The following is a 17,493-nucleotide window of genomic DNA, read 5'->3' as shown; positions in this document are numbered from 1 at the left end:
TATGTGAATCTTAGTTCTGGAGGAATAACCATGAAAGGATTGAAAATAGGAGCAATAATATTCTTCTTTCTCTTAGGGATGATACTAATCTTAGAAAGTCCTAGACCTTCCTCTAGACAAACTAAGTTGATTAAAGAAGATGTAATTGAGACAATAAGTCTAAAAACATATCAACAAGTACGTGTCTATGTTAAGGGTGTGCATGAAGTGCTAGATGAAGCACTAAATGATGATGGCAAATTAAATTATATGTACACAGAGTCTGTTAAGTGGCAAGATTCAGAGAGAGCTTTTATAAACATTGAACATGACCTAATAAGAGCTATGGGTGCAATCAACGATTCCAGCCCCCTGTATGACGATTTGAAAAGTGCTAAAGATAAGTTAAAATACGGGAGGCTAAACAGAGAACTAGAAGGACTAATAGATGCTCATAATATAGTCCATGATCTAGAACATTTTTTCTTCTATCATGATAGAACTCAGCAATACTTTGGTGTAACTAAAACCTTATCAAGACGTATAAGATGGTAGTGTTAGGCATTTTACATAGCCCCCCATATGGGATATAATATCTTCAAGATGGGAGGAATAAAAATGCATACAACAATAAAAGTACGCTACGCTGAAACAGATCAAATGGGAGTTGTATATCACTCTAACTATCTCATCTGGTTCGAAGTAGCAAGAACTGAATTCATGGAATCAAAAGGAGTAAACTATAAAGAACTAGAAGAAAACGGACTTTTCCTACCAGTTGTGGAAGCCAACTGCCGCTACAAAAGATCGGCAAAATACAACGATATACTCACTATAAAAACAACAGTTGAGCTTCAAGGAAGAAAAATCATATTCCGTTATAAAATATATAAAGAGGATCAACTCCTTTCAGAAGGATATACAATTCATGTATTCATCAATAAAGAAGGATATGTAATAACTTTAGAAAAAGCAGAGCCAAATATTTACCAAAAACTTAAAACCATAGCGAACTAAAGTGGACGAAAGTCCACTTTTTCTTTTGCGTGAATCTATACAAAAAATACAACATAAAGACCATAGCCACAGATCTACATGATCTAAGTATTTTTATTACTGTAGGTTTCAGGGCTCCGAACCTGCCCGGACCTACAAAAGGGGACATTCAGCACTTGTAGGGGGCATCCCTTGTGAGACTGTGTCAAAAGCATTTTGAATACTTGGGTTTAATTTATAAATACCCCCTCATGAACTAATAAAATATGGTATAATATACATATGAAAAGTCTTTTATACCAGGGCTTTACAGCGCTTTTAATTCATGAAAAGGTGGGGATAAAATGAATTTTGTCCAAGGTGCAGATAGAAGTCAAATCACAATGTTTCCTGAAGCAATAGATGATTATATCGATGATAACAATTCAGTGATAGTTATTGATGTTTATGTGGATAGCCTAGATATGAAAAGCTTAGGATTTAAAAAAACTACACCAAATGATATGGGCCGACCAATGTATTCACCTCAACTCATGCTTAAAATATATCTTTATGGCTACTTAAATAAAATAAGGTCCACTAGAAGACTAGAAACAGAAACCAAAAGAAACTTAGAGATGATGTGGCTTACAAAGAAATTATCGCCAGATCACAAAACTATCTCTAGATTTAGAAAAGATAACCCTAAAGCACTAAAGAAGGTGTTTCGAGATTTTGTAAAGTTATGTTCTCGATTGGGGCTATACGGCAAAGAACTTATCTCAGTTGATGGTAGTAGATTTAGTGGTGTAAACTCTAAAGATAATAACTTCAATGATTCTAAATTAAAAGATAGAATTAAACGCTTAGATATTAAAATTGATCAATACCTAAAAGAATTAGATAATAACGACAAAAAAGAAGACACAACCGACAACCCAAAATCAGCTGAAGAGATAAGTGAAATTATTAAAGAATTGAAAAGTAGAAAAGAAAAATATGAGCAAATGAAGAAACATCTAGAAGAAACTGAAGAAACTCAGGTATCTCTAGTGGACCCCGATACTAGGCGGCTAACTAAGAATGGAGAAACAAAAATAGGTTATAATGTCCAAACAGCTGTGGACAGCAAAAATAAAATGATTGCAGAGTTTGATGTAACGAACTCCATAAATGACTTTGGCCATTTATCTGTTACCAGCCAAAAAGCTAAAGAGATATTAGAAGTTGATACAATAAAAACAACGGCAGATAAAGGTTATAATTCTGCAACTGATATAGCAGAATGTTTAATGAATGGAATAGAACCTCATGTGTGTATGGAAGAAGACGAAATCACAATATGTCTAGAGATATTAGGCGAAGCAAAAGATGTGGATCAAATCATAGAACCACATGTTAATGGTAGATTTGTGTATCTAAAGAAGCGCAATATAGCACTGTGTCCCATGGGGAAAATTTTTTACCCTAGTTCATACTCAAAGAATAAAAAAGAGGCGAGATTCTGTAACCGAAAGGAATGTAGAAAGTGCCAGAACAAGTGTACAGCCAGTGAGTACAAAGACTTTGGCAAAAAGATGAAGAAGCAAGAATTCACTAAAGAATACAACGATAACAACTTGAGAATTAAACAAGTAAGAGTAAAAAATGATCCTGCAATAACTAGGCAAAGAAAAGAAATTGTAGAGCATCCATATGGCACAATAAAAAGAGCCATGGACTCAGAATATTGTTTAATGCGAGGCATGAACAATGTTGTGGGTGAGTTTTCATTGTCTTTTTTAGCCTACAACCTAAAAAGAGCAGTAAACATTTTAGGTTGTAGAGGGCTAATTCAAGCAATAACTAATACATAGGAAGGTCGACTCCCGATAATTTCATAACAATAGCTGTGACGTGGGGATAGCCCCTTTTTTTTATTACTTTTTTCTTCATATATGACACAGTCTCTTGTGGTGCCCTGACAAACGAAAATAACCTTCCCAAATAATAGCCACAGATCTACATGATCAACATGATCAAAAGGAAAGGAAAAGGTCAAAATCATAGCCACGGATTGACACTGATTTTCACGGATCTAAAAGATAAGGAGAACTTTCTAATGGCTATAGGCTAATGGCTAAAAGCCCTCCTTAAGTTTGCTTTTAATAGTGCAGAGCTTTTTAGTGCAAGGTAATGGTGCAAAGGGTTTTGATATTTATTATTGTATTTGCTCTTGGTTTTTGTTTATATACTATTTAGTGAGTACAATCACGGTTATTGCTCCTAAACAGTAGTATTATTAAATCAAGGAAGTAAACCAGCAAAAACTGGTAATAATATAAGTGTAATAATAAAAGGAGGAGTAACAAATGAGTTTTAAAATCACAGACAAAGTAAAATGGGTAGGGAAAATAGACTGGGAACTAAAGTTCTTCCACGGAAATGAATACTCAACCCATAGAGGATCCACCTATAATTCTTATCTGATTAGGGACAAAAAAACAGCCCTAATAGATACAGTGTGGCAACCCTTTGCAAAAGAATACGTAGAAAATTTGAAGAAAGAAATAGATCTGAATGAAATTGACTACATCATAATTAATCATGCAGAAATCGATCACAGTGGTGCACTACCAGAACTAATGAAAGAAATCCCTAACACGCCTATTTATTGTACAAGTAACGGAGTAAAATCCATAAAAGGACATTATCACCAAGACTGGAACTTTGTAGAGGTAAAAACCGGTGATGAACTTGACTTAGGTGACTCAAAATTAGTATTTGTGGAAGCTAAAATGCTCCACTGGCCTGATAGCATGTTCGCATATATGACAGGAGAGAACATCTTATTCAGTAATGACGCATTTGGACAACACTACGCATCTGAGCTAATGTACAATGATAAAGTGGACCAAGGAGAACTAGAACAAGAAGCCATAAAATACTATGCAAACATACTTACACCCTTTAGTCCACTGGTAAAGAAGAAAATAGACGAGGTGCTAGGCTTTAATCTACCCGTAGATATGATATGTACAAGCCACGGCATTATCTGGAGAGATAACCCAACTCAAGTTGTAGAAAATTACCTAAAATGGTCAAATGATTATCAAGAAAATCAAATAACCATAATTTATGACACCATGTGGGAAGGTACAAGAAGAATGGCAGAAGCAATTGCTAAAGGAATAAAAGCTGTTGATAACGAAGTTGCCATAAAACTCTTTAACGTATCCAAGACAGATAAAAATGATATTATAACAGAAATATTTAAGTCCAAAGCAATTCTCGCAGGGTCTTCAACTATTAACAATGGGATATTATTCTCCATGGCTGGTATGCTTGAAATGATAAAGGGCCTGAAATTCAAAAACAAAAAAGCTGCTGCCTTTGGAGCATATGGCTGGAGCGGAGAATCTGTAAAGATTATCACCCAAGAGCTAAGACACGCTGGCCTAGAAGTAATAGGGGAAGGTATCAAAGAACTTTGGAACCCTAACGAAGATGCGGTTCAAAGATGTAAAAAATTCGGTGAAGAATTTGCAAATAAGTTGACTAACAAAAATGGGTAAAAAAGAACACCAGCGTGGTGTTTTTTTTTACCCATTCACAATTCCGCTCTCTACTTGCTGTACCAACCACTGAATAATATCTTTAGAAATAACACTTTTTTGAAGTCTTGTAGCTTCAATATAATCCTTTGCCTCTACATACTTTCCTTGTTTGAATAAGCTATAGGCTTTATAAAAATGGTTTATGGGGTTATTATAGTCCATACTTATCATATTTCCTATAATTTCGTCAGCTATTTGGAACCTGTTATTATCTATATGCTTTAAAGCCTTATTCAAAATCACTGAATTTTCTACTCGTCTTATACCACTAAAGGCCACTCGCAAATGTTTTTCATCAGGCTTTCTAGTTGTTACATATTTTTGAATTGCCAAAGCTAAAAGGTAAATTGGCTTTAGCACAAACATTAACCACTTTTGCTCAGCTCTAAACAACTCGTACCCAAGGGATATGGCCAACAATAAAGCCCAGTGCATCTCAATTAAGTAAGAAAGAACAGGGTAAATGATGAATACTAAAAAAACGTAAACAGTCCCACAATGGATAGATACTCGGCTTGCTTTCCTTAAACTATCCATGGTAACTACCTTATTTGACAAAAGTGCATTTATAGCTTGATGTTCCGCACCATGATACTTTGAAATAGGGCTAAAATAAAAGAAAGCAAGTAGAAAAAGTATCAAACCACCTTGCATTAAAAGCTCGGAAGAAGTTTCTAAGGTATCACTTAACACTGCATCTTTTAAAGAAGGTGAAAAGAACAAAATAATAGAAACAAATATTGTACATATAGCTATCATAGGTAAAATAAGTTTCCATGCTTTCTTTACCATTTTAAATACATTGTAAGGACCCCGTATGAAAGGAGTTCGTAATAAGAAGTTGTTGACTATACTAAAATAAGTTTTTTTACTTTTCTTTTTCCTGGTGTTAATACCAGGAAAAGAATAATTACTATAGGAAGTAACACTATCTCCTTTTTGACGGACTCTAACATTTATACCAGTAGAAGAAAAATTTATACCATTGAAAACAGCATTACCACTTATCCGAATACCCAAAAAAACACCTCCCAGATAAAATAAGATAGTACTATTTTACACCTAAACAAATCAATAAACCACTAAAAAATAAAAGTTGGCTGAATCAATAAATTATTTATTGATTCAGCCATTTTCCATTGCTAATTAACATATGGTGATGAACCCAGTTTCTCCAACTCATTAACAGCAACATTGGCAGCCATCAGGACAGGATCCCATACAGAACTAAAAGGCGGGGCATATGCTAAATCTAATTTCGACATATCCCTTACTGTAAAGCCTGCCTGGATTGAAGTAGCTATTACATCTATCCGCTTAGCAGTCAGTGGTGGACCAACTATTTGGCCACCCAAAACCTTGCCAGTGCCCTTTTCCACAATTAACTTTAATTTGCCTTTGTCATAACCTGGATAATAGCTAGCAATGTTTGGGATTGTAATGTTTATATCAAAGAAATCCTTTTTAAGCATTTCAGCTTCACGGGTATTAAGTCCAGTACGACCGACTTCTAAATCAAGAATCTTCATTATTCCAGTACCAATAACACCTTGGAACTCCACTTCTCCACCTGCTATGTTTTCACCTGCCACTCGACCTTGCTTATTGGCAGTTGTTCCTAGGGGTATATAGGCATCATCCTCGTATTGTAAGTGATAAGCACCAACACAATCACCAGCTGCATAGATGTTCTTTTGGCTAGTTTCCATGCTTCTATTTACCTTGATAGCGTTTTTAACACCTAGCTTAATACCAGCATCCTTTGCAAGTTTACTATTGGGAGTAACACCAATAGCCATTATAACTATATCCGCAGGGTATTCACCCTTATCGGTTTTAACCATTTGCACCTTGCCGTGGCCTGTAAAGGCTTCTACAGCTTCGCCTAATTTAACCTTAATGCCTTTGTCATAAAGATGGTCATCAATAATCTCTGCCATTTCTTTATCTATATTACCCATAAGCTGTGGTGCCTTTTCTATGACAGTGATATCCATACCAAAGGGGTAAAAGGCGTCAATCATTTCTAGGCCAATATAACCTCCGCCAACTATAACAACCTTTTTAGCCTTAGGAATTTGATTCCTGACTTTATCTGCTTCAGGGATATTTTTAACAGTAAATATATTTTCAAGGTCAATACCAGGAAGGGGTGGCATAATAGCACTAGCTCCAGTAGCAATTAGCAATTTATCATAGTCTACTATAAGCTCAGCGCCATCAGGATTCATAACAGTTATAATATTTCGTTCAGGATCAATTTTTTCAACCCAGTGCTTTGTAAAAATCCTTATCCCCTGTTTAGCAAACTTTTCCTCACTTCGAGCAATTAGCTTTTCTTTTTCTTCAATTTTACCCTCTATGTAATAAGGGAGCCCACAAGCAGCATATGATATATGATCCTCCAAGGTGTAAACTTCAACCTCCATGGAAGGATCTTCCCGCTTAGCCTTACTAGCAGCAGACATACCAGCAGCAACAGCACCTATAACAACAAACTTCATATCAAAACCCTCCTTGCAAAATAAGTTCTTATATATTATGTTATCACACTGACAAAATTATGAAAGATTTAATTTTCTGGCAAAAAACTTTTAAGTCAAACCTAAAAACATTCCTTGGAGGCTTAGGGGAACTGGGGTAGAAAATGAAGTATAATTACTCAAAGCATTCGGGATTGACCTAAACAGCCCTTGACTTTATAATAATAAGCAATACTATAATTTTCCAAAATGGAATCAAAATTAGTTATCAACTGGAGGGAGGTTAAATATTGAACCTACTAAAACTATTTAAATCAAAACAAAGCAAGGCCCAGCTCAATGATGAAATAGATGTTCAAAATGAAAATGATCGAAAAAAAGAAGAAGCAATAAAATATCTAAATGATTTTTCAGAAACTGTGGCAACAATTGCAAGACAGTCTGTTGAAACTTCAGAAGAAATGGCTAAAACCATAGAAGAAATCGCCAATGGTACTTCAGAGCAAGCTGAAGACACTGACCAATGTGTACAGGAAACTGAAACTCTAGCTTCAAAAATTGAAAGGGTTGTAAAAGGTTCTAGAACATTAGGTAAAGTAGCAGACCATACTAGGGGCACTGTGGACAGTAGTTTAGAAGATATGCTAGAAGTGCTAAAAAAATCCGAAGAAAACACCCAAGCAACAAAATTAGTGTTGGCTATAATGGAAGAGTTTTCAAAACAATCCATGGAAATTGAGAAATTCGCTTCAACCATATCAGAAATAGCAGCTCAGACAAACCTCCTTGCCTTAAATGCAAGTATAGAAGCTGCAAGAGCAGGGGAAGAAGGAAGGGGCTTTGCAGTGGTAGCTGAAGAAATCCGCAAGCTTGCAGACCACTCTAATCAAGCAGTAAATGGTATCAAAAAAATTAACGAACAAACAGATTCAAATGTACATAAGGGCCTCGAAACAATACAACAACTGGACACAGTGGCAAAAGAACAATCAAAATTAGTTACCCTAACAGAAGAAAATCTGAAAGCAATAAAAAGAGCAGCACACACAACCAAAACTGTATCTAACCAATTAAGAGACCACTGTCTGGAAATGGATAAATCAAAAGAAACCATAGTATCAAGAATACAAAACCTGTCTTTTGCTGCCCAACAAACAGCAGCAGCATCTGAACAAACAGCAGCAGGCACCCAAGAACAACTAGCCTCAATGCACGAACTATCATCAAATGTTATAAAATTAAGTGAGTCCATTGAGAAGGTTTTGAAGGAAGTATAGGTAAATTGAAAACCCACACCATAAAAAACTCCCTAAGTTAAAATTAAGGGAGTTTTTACTATGTGCGCCCAGCATGTGCTTTAACTTGGCGGTGAAAGTCCGGTGTGGCTTGTTAATTTCCTTATCAGTACAGGAAAATAACAGCTCCCTTTTCTCAATCTACATTCAATTTAATAATATTGCAACCCAACATATAGAATAAGAAATATACTAATGAACGATATAGATCTTAGCTAGAAAAGCTTAGAAGCATTTCTACTTGTTGACAAATGTAGGTACTAAAGTCTGAATAATTTTATGTTAAATAATTATCCTGTGACATACTTTTGTCACAGGATGTTTTTAGTTGAAATATATAGTGAAAAATCAGAAAATGAGGTGATATAAATGAAGGAATTACATTAAAGGTGTTGAACATTATATAAAAGGAGGTGATCAAATGCGCTTTAGAGTTGAGATTTTATTAGATAATGATTTAATACCAAAAGACAAAAATAGAATATTTCTATCTTTATTGAAAAGGTGCTTTGAAACAAATGACAAAGAATACTTTAATAGTCTTTATAAGGATGATAAAAAACCTAAATCGTTTACTTATGCAATATATATGGGTGCTTTTGTCAAACAAAAAGTGTACCACTTCGCTAATCGAAAAGCGTACCACTAATTTGTATAAATTTAGCCTCAAATTTTGAGGCTGTTGCTCTTTAAGTTAACATGATCGTTAAGTCTGTAGCTTGGTCCATCAAAGGAGAATATCTTACAATTATGTATTAGTCGATCAATGATAGCTGTGGTCATTCGTTGATCATGAAATACTTTAGTCCATTCTCCGAATTCTAAATTAGTTGTAACAATAATTGATCCTTTTTCATACCTCTCAGAGAATATCTGAAACATTAGATTAGTAGTTGCGGCTGGGAGTTCAACGTATCCTAGCTCGTCAATAATTAAAAGGTCTACCTTTTTTATCCTATCTAAAAACTTACTCATAACATTTTCATTCTGTGCTTCTGAAAGCCTATTGCCTAAGGAAGCAGCACTTGTAAAGAGTACACTTTTACCTTTCTTACACGCCTCTACCCCTAGCCCTATTGAAAGGTGAGTTTTACCTGTTCCCTGAACCCCAATAAATATGATGTTTTTCCTTTGTTCGATGAACTCAAGGGCAGCGTAAGATGCTATATCCGTCTTCTTAACAAATGGAGCGCGGGCATAATTAAACTGTTCAAGTGTTTTTATATTAGGAAAATTGGCTTTCTTCATTAGTCTATTAAACCTGTTATTATCCCTAGATAGAAGCTCTTCGTCTAAGAGCCGCTCGAAGAAATCTTCATAAGACATATTGTTTTGCCTTGCTTCTTCTAATATCAACTCATAGGATTTTTGAATACCTGCAAGTTTACAGGTGGTTAACTTATCTTTTATGTTTTCCATACTAGTTCACCCCCTCTCGTAGTAAAAAATCGTACGAAGATGCTTTAACTACTGGAGAGTGTATTGTATGTAGATTACGTTCCACCAGGATTTGATAATCGAGGTTTTTAATAGTTTCTGATTGATCACCTAATCTTAACTTACTAACGACTGCTTCGTAGCCGTAACAGTTAGTTTTATCTAGTTCTACTAATGCAGCTTTTACTTTACTCATACCACATGTCTTTATCAAGTTTAGTATTTCTATGTACTCCCTGGTGCCTTTACTTTTAGATTCACGTCTACATTGTAGTTGATTATGATAGGCTTCGAAGATGGGAGCTAACTTCCAATCCTTCATTACCTGAGCATCTTGTATGGCCCCAGGTTTTTGTCTCAAAAGCTCTAGGAAGTGTAGAGGTTCCAGTGAATCCTTATTCTTTCCAAAGAGCCTAGTATGAGTAGCTATCAACTCTTGCTGGTAGTAGACCTTTATCTCAAAGGGAAAAATATGAACATTTACCCTACGGCCTACATGCTGAGTTGGTACAGAGTATCGATTACTATCAACATGTACGAGAGAGTATGTATTAACCTTGGCCATCACTAAAGTGGCGGGATTGTATACTTCCTTGAGTTCCATAAATGAACTCTCTACTTCAGTCCTTAGAGCTGGATACCAATTGTTTTTTACCATACGTTTATGGCAGTGAGCTAGTAGATCCTTATTTAATTTATCGAACCCTTCAAAGTTTACTCTAGGTTTAAAATAGTTATTTCTAGTATATTTAACTAGATTTTCTACCAGGCCTTTTTCATTTCCTCTACTGGGATTACAGAAGATAGCTTCAAAGGCATAGTAGGCTGAAAACCTTAAAAATCTTTCTTGAAGGATGCGCTCTTTTTCGGTCTTTATTTCTTTAACTGCTTGTTTTAGGTTATCAAATACAATTCTTTTAGGAATGCCTCCATAGAATATAAAGGCACTGTTTAATCCATCGAAGAAAAATTCTGTGCTCTGTCTAGGATATGATTTAATGAATTCAGATTTTGAGGTAGTAAGTTTAGCACAAAATACTTGAATTACCTTTGGTATTCCGTTGTCCATTACTACCATATCCCCAAAATCAACTTGTAGAGTGCCAGGGATAGGAGCTAGTTTGAAAAAAGCTTCCTTAGATTTGAGTTCCTCAGAGCTTTCAATTTGTCTTACTAAATGAGTGAATGAAGAATAAGAGCCTTTATATCCCTCTTCACACATCAGTTCATGCATTCTTGTTTTTGTTAATCGGTCTTTTCTTTGGCGATATGAGTTTTCGATTAGCATTTCTTTAATTCGCTCTTCAAACTCATCATTTACAGGTTTGGGCCTATCTACAGTTAATTGGTAACCATGTTCATCTCTTGCTAGAGCTCTTTTAACTGTTTCTCTATGGATTCCAAGTTTTTCTGCTATAGCCCTTTGACTTAGCCCTTCATTAAATGCCATAATTCTGATATCATTGTACTGTACCACTTCGATCACCTTTCTACCTCCCATAATTTAAAAGTCTCGTCAACTTTAATTATAGAGGTTTTTGATTGAGGTGGTACACTTTTTAATTAGCAGAAAGAGAGTTTTTGGTACACTTTTAGATTAGCATAAGCATATATGGGAAAATGCAAGTTTTTAAGGGAAGAGATCTATATACCTCATAAGAAAATTACATTAAATTTTTCTACACACAGCAATGAAGATGGGGTCATGTTTTACAACTCTATTTTGTCTAATCGGAGCAAAAAAATTTCTATCAAAGACGTTGTTATGACAATAAATTCTATTAATCTAGTTAAAGAAAAAACTATTTATAATGATGTGATAACATTTAAGACATTAAGTCCAATTGTTGTGAGAGAACACTCAGGTGAAAACAAGAGTACCTGGTACCACTCTCTAAAGGATGAAAAAGGACAAATAATATTTAAAGCTAATCTACAACATCAGCTACAGGATGTTTTTGGTAGTCAGGTGCTGTATGATTGTAAGGATATTAAACTATTTTTTTCATCCAGCAATAGAGAGGTCAAAGTTAAAAATTATGGTATTGAAGTATTAGGTAATATAGGGAGAATTCAGATTGAAGCTAAGCCTTATATACTTGAGTACTTGTACAAGGCAGGAATAGGTAGTAAAAGGGGTATGGGTTTTGGAATGGTAGATATCGATTAAAGGGGGTGATTGTATGACTAAAATGGTATTAGAAATGAATGATTGGTTGTTTAATGCAGGATTAGTAGGGTTTATAAATATACTGAAGCATAGTGAAGATGATATAACAGTCAAAGAACAAAATGTTGAATTTAAGCTTTCTGTTCTAGAAGGGTTTGAGAACAAGTTTTTCACATATCTAATTGATAAATATGAGAATACTCTATCTTGGTACAAAATAGTTAGCTATGAAGAGAATATTAAATACCACAATGATACTAACTTCCAAGAGTTTACAGAAAAAGAACTTATCAAAATGAATGAGTATTTAAAATACGTACTTAAATATTATCTTTCCAGCAATAGCTATAAAGCTGCTTACCCTCTACTAGAAAACGGTTCAGATACTATGAAGTTTGCAAAAAATATAGATGGTATCAATCTAAAAAAGAATGAAGTAGTTAAAGATAGACTTGATGATGTTAAAGAAGTATTTACTAGAATTCAAGAGGTTATTTCTATATGTAAAAGACCAGAATATAAAAAATATCTAGCAGCTAAAAATGTAATTTATAATATTGTTAAACATTCCTGGGATGGAGTTTGCTTCCTAAATAAACAGACCAAAGAAATAAATAATTATAAGGACTATAAACAATATTTTGTAAAGACTGTTGAAGATTTTGCCGAGCAAGATACCTCTAAATTCAAATATAAGTGTTTTAATTGTCATCGAGAGATGAAAGATCTTAATAATGACTTAAGTTTTATAAACAACATTGGGTTTGATGTCAGCAGAAAGCCATCTCATGTTTGGGAGTTTAATAACGACATAGCTATATGCCCAGTATGTAAATTAATATATTCTTGCATTCCAGCTGGTTTTACATATGTACAAAGCAAGGGTATTTTTGTCAATGATAATAATAGCTTAGATAGGGCTATAAGAATTAATAATAGAATTAAGTCTGAAGTACATAAAGGACACGAAATAAATAGAAATACAACATTTAAAGGACTAGTTGCATCAATACAAGAACAGTTTCGAGAAAGTGTTAAATATGAGCTTGCTGATATTCAGGTTGTTAACCTGAAGGAAGATAAATATATGTTTAATATTTTATCAAAAAGGTTACTGAATGTTATAAAAGATTGTCAAAGAGACTTAGATGCAATAACTAACGCTGGTTTTAGAGAAGTTAAAACTTATTTTAGCATTTACGAGCTTGCGATAGAAAGAGTATTTAATAACCAAAACATGTTTACCTTGGTTAATAAGTTACTGACATATAAGCTATCTATACCAAAGGAATGTAGGTTCAGTAACGCACAAGTAATTAAGTTGTTAAGAATAAATTCAAAGATATTGGAGGGGATGGGTTATATGGATAATAATGAAAAAGACTTTATTAAGATAGCGAATGCCTCGGGGTATTACTTAAGGGAGGAGTACAAAAGTAAGGGATCAAAGGATAAGCTTAATGGCATATCATACAGGTTGTTAAATGCTTTGAAAACTAATAATAAAGATATGTTTATGGATACAGTACTAAACTGTTATCTCTATACTCAGAAAAAAGTTCCTAGTGTATTTTTAGAAGCTTTAAAAGACGATATTTTATACAAGACTATTGGCTATTCTTTTGTGACGGGGCTAATAGAAGGTAAAGAAAATAAAATTGATGGAGGGGTTAAAAATGACTAGTAATTTGAAGCCTAAAGGACTTAGCTTAACTATTATTTTTGAAGCCGAAAGTGCAAACTATGGGGAATCTGTTGGCAATGTTGCTTCACTTAAAAAGCTAGCTAGAGGAAAAGGCGAACAATACACATATATATCTAGGCAAGCTATAAGACACAATATTGTCGAACAACTTGGTGAATTTGTAGCTCCAGTAAAAGCTGAGGGAAGTGGAGATAAAAAGGTTATTCAGTTTCAAGCGGATGCTACAATAAAAGATTATCCGGAGATAGATTTTTTTGGTTATCTAAAAACTGAAAAAGGCACTGGAGGTAAGAAAAGATCAGCTAAAGTTAGACTGTCAAACGCTATTTCACTAGAAACTTTTAAAGGGGATCTAGACTTCTTAACTAACAAAGGACTAGCAGATAGGATAAAAGAAAACATGAATATAGCTCAAGCTGAGGTTCATAAATCCTATTACAGATATACACTGACCGCCGATTTAGATCAAATAGGAATTGATGAAGAGTATGACATTGAAATACCGAATGAAGAAAAAGCTAGAAGAGTTAAGTTGCTTTTAAATACTGTATCAATGTTATATAGGGATATAAGAGGGAGAAGAGAAGATTTAAAACCTATCTTCGCAATTGGTGGCGTTTATAATATCAAAAATCCTGTATTTCAAAATGTCCTAGATGTAAATGACAACAGGTTGGTTGTTGAGCAAATCAAAGGAGTATTATACGATAACATTAAAGACGATACTCTCTGTGGACTAGTTGAAGGTAAATTCATTAATGATAGGGAAGTCAAATCGGAACTTTCAACTGTTTCAATGCCAGAGTTATTTAAGGTATTAAAAACAAGGGTGAATACCTATTATGAAAGCAATTAGAGTAAAGTTAAGCCAAGATTTAGTTAACTATAAAAAGCCTGCTAGCTTTCAATTAAAAGAAACATACCCATTACCCCCTTACTCTACTGTGATAGGTATGGTTCATAATCTATGTGGTTTTGAGAGTTATAAAGAAATGAATATAAGTGTTCAAGGTAAACACTTTTCCAAGGTAAATGACCTATATACAAGATATGAGTTTAAAAATGGTATGGCATATGACTCTACCAGACACCAACTAAAGGTTGATAAGTACGGGATTAGCAAAGGTATTTCAACTGCTGAACTACTGGTAGATGTAGAGTTAGTGTTACATATTATTCCAAAGGATCAAGAATTAATTGAAGAGATAAGTGGCGCCCTCCTTTTTCCAAAAGAGTATCCTTCCTTAGGGAGAAGAGAAGATCTATGTGTTATAAACGAAGTAAAAGTAGTAGAAGTAATGGAAAAAGAATTAGAAGAGGATGTAGAATTACACAAAAATATGGCTGCATATATACCGTCAGCACTAATAAAAAAAGAAAGTGTTATTTTGGAGGGGGCAGGAATAGGTGGGATAGTTAGCAGTGGGACAAGATATAAGATAAATAAAAATTATATAATTAAAAACTATGGTAAAAACAAATGCTTCAGAGAGTGGCAAAGAATTGATGTTGTATATTCATCTAAAATCATAGTTGTGGAAGAAAGCACAGTTCTTGTTGATGAAGATGGCAATATAGTTTTTGCAGCGTAGGGGGAGTGTAGTTGGAATACTTAGCGAAATCAGAACCCAAGGAAACTATTCAAGAACATACGGAAAACTTAATAAAAAATTATACACTGTTAAAAACAGCATATCCCAATTTAAATGTAAATTGGGATATGCTGTTCAAAGCTTGTGTTTACCACGATTTAGGCAAAATGAATTTTAAGTTTCAAGAGAAAATCCAAAGGGGTAAAAGGGAAGGTAAGGAAATCCATCACGGGATTCTAAGTTTAGCTTTCCTTGGAACTAAGGAACTGCGAAAACAGGGGTATACTGACAGACAAATTAAAATATTAGCACATTCCATAGCATACCACCATGATCGAGACTTAGATTATGATTTTGAAGAGCTAGCTGAAGAAATAGAATCACTAAAGACTGAGGCAGGAAAGTTTAACTACCAGAGATTAGATGTAATAAATGTAAAAAAAATAAGTGCTAAGTACTTTTCTAAAAATAGGATTTACATGACAGAAGACACGGCCTTATTCTTTGAATATGTTCTTTTGAAAGGTCTACTCAACAGAATTGATTATGCTGCCAGTGCCCATATAGATGTAGAAATAAAAAACAACTTTTTACTGTCTAGCCTTAATACTATGATGGAAGAGTGGAAAATGAGCAACCCTGTTTCAACTTGGAATGAACTTCAAAGTTTTATGCTTAAAAACTCAGAAAAAAATGTAGTGGCAATTGCAGAGACAGGAATGGGTAAGACCGAAGCAGGACTACTCTGGATTGGTGACAATAAAGGTTTTTTTACACTGCCACTAAAGACAGCAATAAATTCCATATATTCTAGAATAGCTACTAAGATAGTAGCTCAAGATTATCAAGAGAGGGTAGGTTTACTACACTCAGATACATACAGTGAATACATTGCTCGGACCCAGCCAAATGAAGTAGATGTCGATGAATATTTTAGTAAGACAAAGCAGCTATCCCTTCCTTTAACTGTTTGCACTTTAGATCAGATATTTGATTTTGTCTATCGGTACAGAGGTTTTGAATCAAAATTAGCAACGCTATCATACTCAAAAGTTGTCATTGATGAAGTACAGATGTACTCGCCAGACTTAGTTGCATATTTAATTCTTGGTTTATACTTCATAACAAAGGTCGGTGGCAAGTTTGCTATTTTAACTGCCACATTACCTTCTTTGATATTAGATTTACTTAGGGAAGAGAATATTGATTTTCTACCGCCTCAAACATTTACAAATGATAACAGAGTAAGACATAGTATCAAAGTCATAGAAGAAAAACTGGATGTTAATTTCATTAGCAACTTATACGATAATAATAAAATTCTGATAATATGCAACACAGTAAAAGAATCTCAGAGAGTGTACAGTGAGTTAGTTGATAATTGGCACTTGCAAAACGTCAATTTGTTTCATAGTGGGTTTATAAAAAAACACAGAAAAGAAAAGGAAGAAAAAATTATAAGAATGGGAGATAGAAATTCGCCTGAATCTGGTATTTGGGTAACCACTCAAATTGTCGAAGCGTCATTAGATATAGATTTTGATATTTTAGTAACTGAACTTTCTGACATAAACGGATTATTCCAAAGGCTAGGAAGGTGCTACAGAGGGAGGAATATTGACTTCGAAGGATATAATTGTTTTGTATTTGATGGGGGAAGTGGAGACTGTACAGGTGTAGGACATGTTATAGACAAAGATATATTTAGAATGTCCAAAAGGGTACTAAAAGGTATGGAAGGAAAGCTAAAAGAGAGTGAAAAAATGGATATAGTAAAGAACCTTTATACCACAGATAACTTAAGGAATACAGAGTACTACAAAATGCTTAAAAATAATATGGAATATGTAAGAAGCATAGAAGATTATGAAATGAAAAAAGATGAAATGCGAAAAAGATTCAGGAATATTAACGCTATAGATGTAATTCCGAAAATAATTGCAGAAACATATGCCGATGAGATTGAAGATTATATCATTAGGATCACAAAGACTTACTCAAAAGAAATGAGTATTGAAGAAAAAAGGAAAGTAAAAAAAGATAAAGTAATAGCGAGGAATTTACTAAGAGAGTTTACGGTAAGTGTTCCATACCATAGAGCTAAAGATAGAATTGTTGACCAAATAGACATCAATGAGTTTAATTTTATACCTATTTTAAATTGTAATTACTCAAAAGAGCGCGGAGTGGAATATACAAAAGAGCAGGAAGCAAATGGCGAGTTAGTGGATAATTTTTTCTAAGTAAGACTGGGGGACTTA

At 34.1% G+C, this 17,493-nt stretch carries 15 protein-coding genes; 11 read left to right on the top strand and 4 right to left on the bottom strand.

Annotation, left to right across the window (positions count from 1 at the left end; translation table 11 throughout):
• Positions 1-30: 30 nt before the first annotated feature.
• From HYG86_RS02695 to HYG86_RS02680, 4 genes are all read left to right on the top strand, one after another.
• A complete protein-coding gene (locus tag HYG86_RS02695) occupies positions 31-534 on the top strand; it encodes a hypothetical protein (RefSeq protein WP_213167410.1) in 504 nt (167 codons plus the stop codon).
• A 63-nt stretch (positions 535-597) separates the two neighbouring features.
• Entirely contained in the window at positions 598-996 is a 399-nt protein-coding gene (locus tag HYG86_RS02690) for an acyl-CoA thioesterase (RefSeq protein ID WP_213167409.1), read from the top strand.
• 323 nt (positions 997-1,319) lie between these two features.
• Positions 1,320-2,810: an IS1182 family transposase gene (locus HYG86_RS02685; RefSeq protein ID WP_213167408.1), complete on the top strand. Its 1,491-nt coding sequence runs from the start codon at positions 1,320-1,322 to the stop codon at positions 2,808-2,810.
• 495 nt (positions 2,811-3,305) lie between these two features.
• On the top strand, positions 3,306-4,508 hold the full coding sequence (locus HYG86_RS02680; RefSeq protein WP_213167407.1) for an anaerobic nitric oxide reductase flavorubredoxin: 1,203 nt from the start codon (positions 3,306-3,308) through the stop codon (positions 4,506-4,508).
• A gap of 27 nt (positions 4,509-4,535) precedes the next feature.
• On the opposite strand, the gene HYG86_RS02675 is transcribed toward HYG86_RS02680, so the two are convergent.
• On the bottom strand, positions 4,536-5,570 hold the full coding sequence (locus tag HYG86_RS02675) for a DUF1385 domain-containing protein (RefSeq protein ID WP_213167406.1): 1,035 nt from the start codon (positions 5,568-5,570) through the stop codon (positions 4,536-4,538).
• Positions 5,571-5,692: 122 nt separating this feature from the next.
• The gene (locus HYG86_RS02670; protein ID WP_213167405.1) at positions 5,693-7,054 is read right to left on the bottom strand and encodes an FAD-dependent oxidoreductase; all 1,362 of its coding nucleotides are present in this window, start codon (positions 7,052-7,054) and stop codon (positions 5,693-5,695) included.
• 269 nt (positions 7,055-7,323) lie between these two features.
• On the opposite strand from HYG86_RS02670, the gene HYG86_RS02665 reads away from it, so the two are divergent.
• Both HYG86_RS02665 and HYG86_RS02660 read left to right on the top strand, forming a co-directional pair.
• A complete protein-coding gene (locus HYG86_RS02665; RefSeq protein WP_213167404.1) occupies positions 7,324-8,310 on the top strand; it encodes a methyl-accepting chemotaxis protein in 987 nt (328 codons plus the stop codon).
• Positions 8,311-8,749: 439 nt separating this feature from the next.
• Positions 8,750-8,977 carry a hypothetical protein gene (locus HYG86_RS02660; RefSeq protein WP_213167403.1) on the top strand — a complete coding sequence of 76 codons (228 nt, stop codon included), beginning with the start codon at positions 8,750-8,752 and terminating at the stop codon, positions 8,975-8,977.
• A gap of 17 nt (positions 8,978-8,994) precedes the next feature.
• On the opposite strand, the gene istB is transcribed toward HYG86_RS02660, so the two are convergent.
• Positions 8,995-9,747 (bottom strand): IS21-like element helper ATPase IstB, encoded by a 753-nt coding sequence (gene istB / locus HYG86_RS02655; protein ID WP_213167402.1) that lies wholly within the window; start codon positions 9,745-9,747, stop codon positions 8,995-8,997.
• 1 nt (position 9,748) lies between these two features.
• Entirely contained in the window at positions 9,749-11,251 is a 1,503-nt protein-coding gene (gene istA, locus HYG86_RS02650) for an IS21 family transposase (RefSeq protein WP_213167401.1), read from the bottom strand.
• Between the two features lie 126 nt (positions 11,252-11,377).
• Here istA and cas6 point away from each other — a divergent pair, with 126 nt between their 5' ends.
• From cas6 to cas3, 5 genes are read left to right on the top strand one after another with little or no spacing between them, the layout of a single operon-like run.
• Positions 11,378-11,935, top strand: coding sequence for a CRISPR-associated endoribonuclease Cas6 (gene cas6 / locus HYG86_RS02645; protein WP_213167400.1), 558 nt, complete (start codon positions 11,378-11,380; stop codon positions 11,933-11,935).
• A 13-nt stretch (positions 11,936-11,948) separates the two neighbouring features.
• Positions 11,949-13,619, top strand: a complete 1,671-nt coding sequence (gene cas8a1, locus HYG86_RS02640) for a type I-B CRISPR-associated protein Cas8b1/Cst1 (RefSeq protein ID WP_213167399.1) — start codon at positions 11,949-11,951, stop codon at positions 13,617-13,619.
• Positions 13,612-14,496, top strand: coding sequence for a type I-B CRISPR-associated protein Cas7/Cst2/DevR (gene cas7i, locus HYG86_RS02635; RefSeq protein ID WP_213167398.1), 885 nt, complete (start codon positions 13,612-13,614; stop codon positions 14,494-14,496). The genes cas8a1 and cas7i overlap by 8 nt, the downstream gene beginning before the upstream one ends.
• On the top strand, positions 14,483-15,232 hold the full coding sequence (gene cas5b / locus HYG86_RS02630) for a type I-B CRISPR-associated protein Cas5b (protein WP_213167397.1): 750 nt from the start codon (positions 14,483-14,485) through the stop codon (positions 15,230-15,232). The genes cas7i and cas5b overlap by 14 nt, the downstream gene beginning before the upstream one ends.
• 11 nt (positions 15,233-15,243) lie before the next feature.
• Complete coding sequence (cas3, locus tag HYG86_RS02625; RefSeq protein WP_213167396.1) at positions 15,244-17,475, top strand: CRISPR-associated helicase Cas3'; 2,232 nt, start codon at positions 15,244-15,246, stop codon at positions 17,473-17,475.
• The last annotated feature ends 18 nt before the right edge of the window (positions 17,476-17,493 follow it).

It is taken from the genome of Alkalicella caledoniensis (genome assembly GCF_014467015.1).
Classification (GTDB): Bacteria; Bacillota; Proteinivoracia; order Proteinivoracales; family Proteinivoracaceae; genus Alkalicella; species Alkalicella caledoniensis.
The sequence above is the reverse complement of the archived record's forward strand: the minus strand, read 5'-3'. Positions and strand labels throughout refer to the sequence as shown.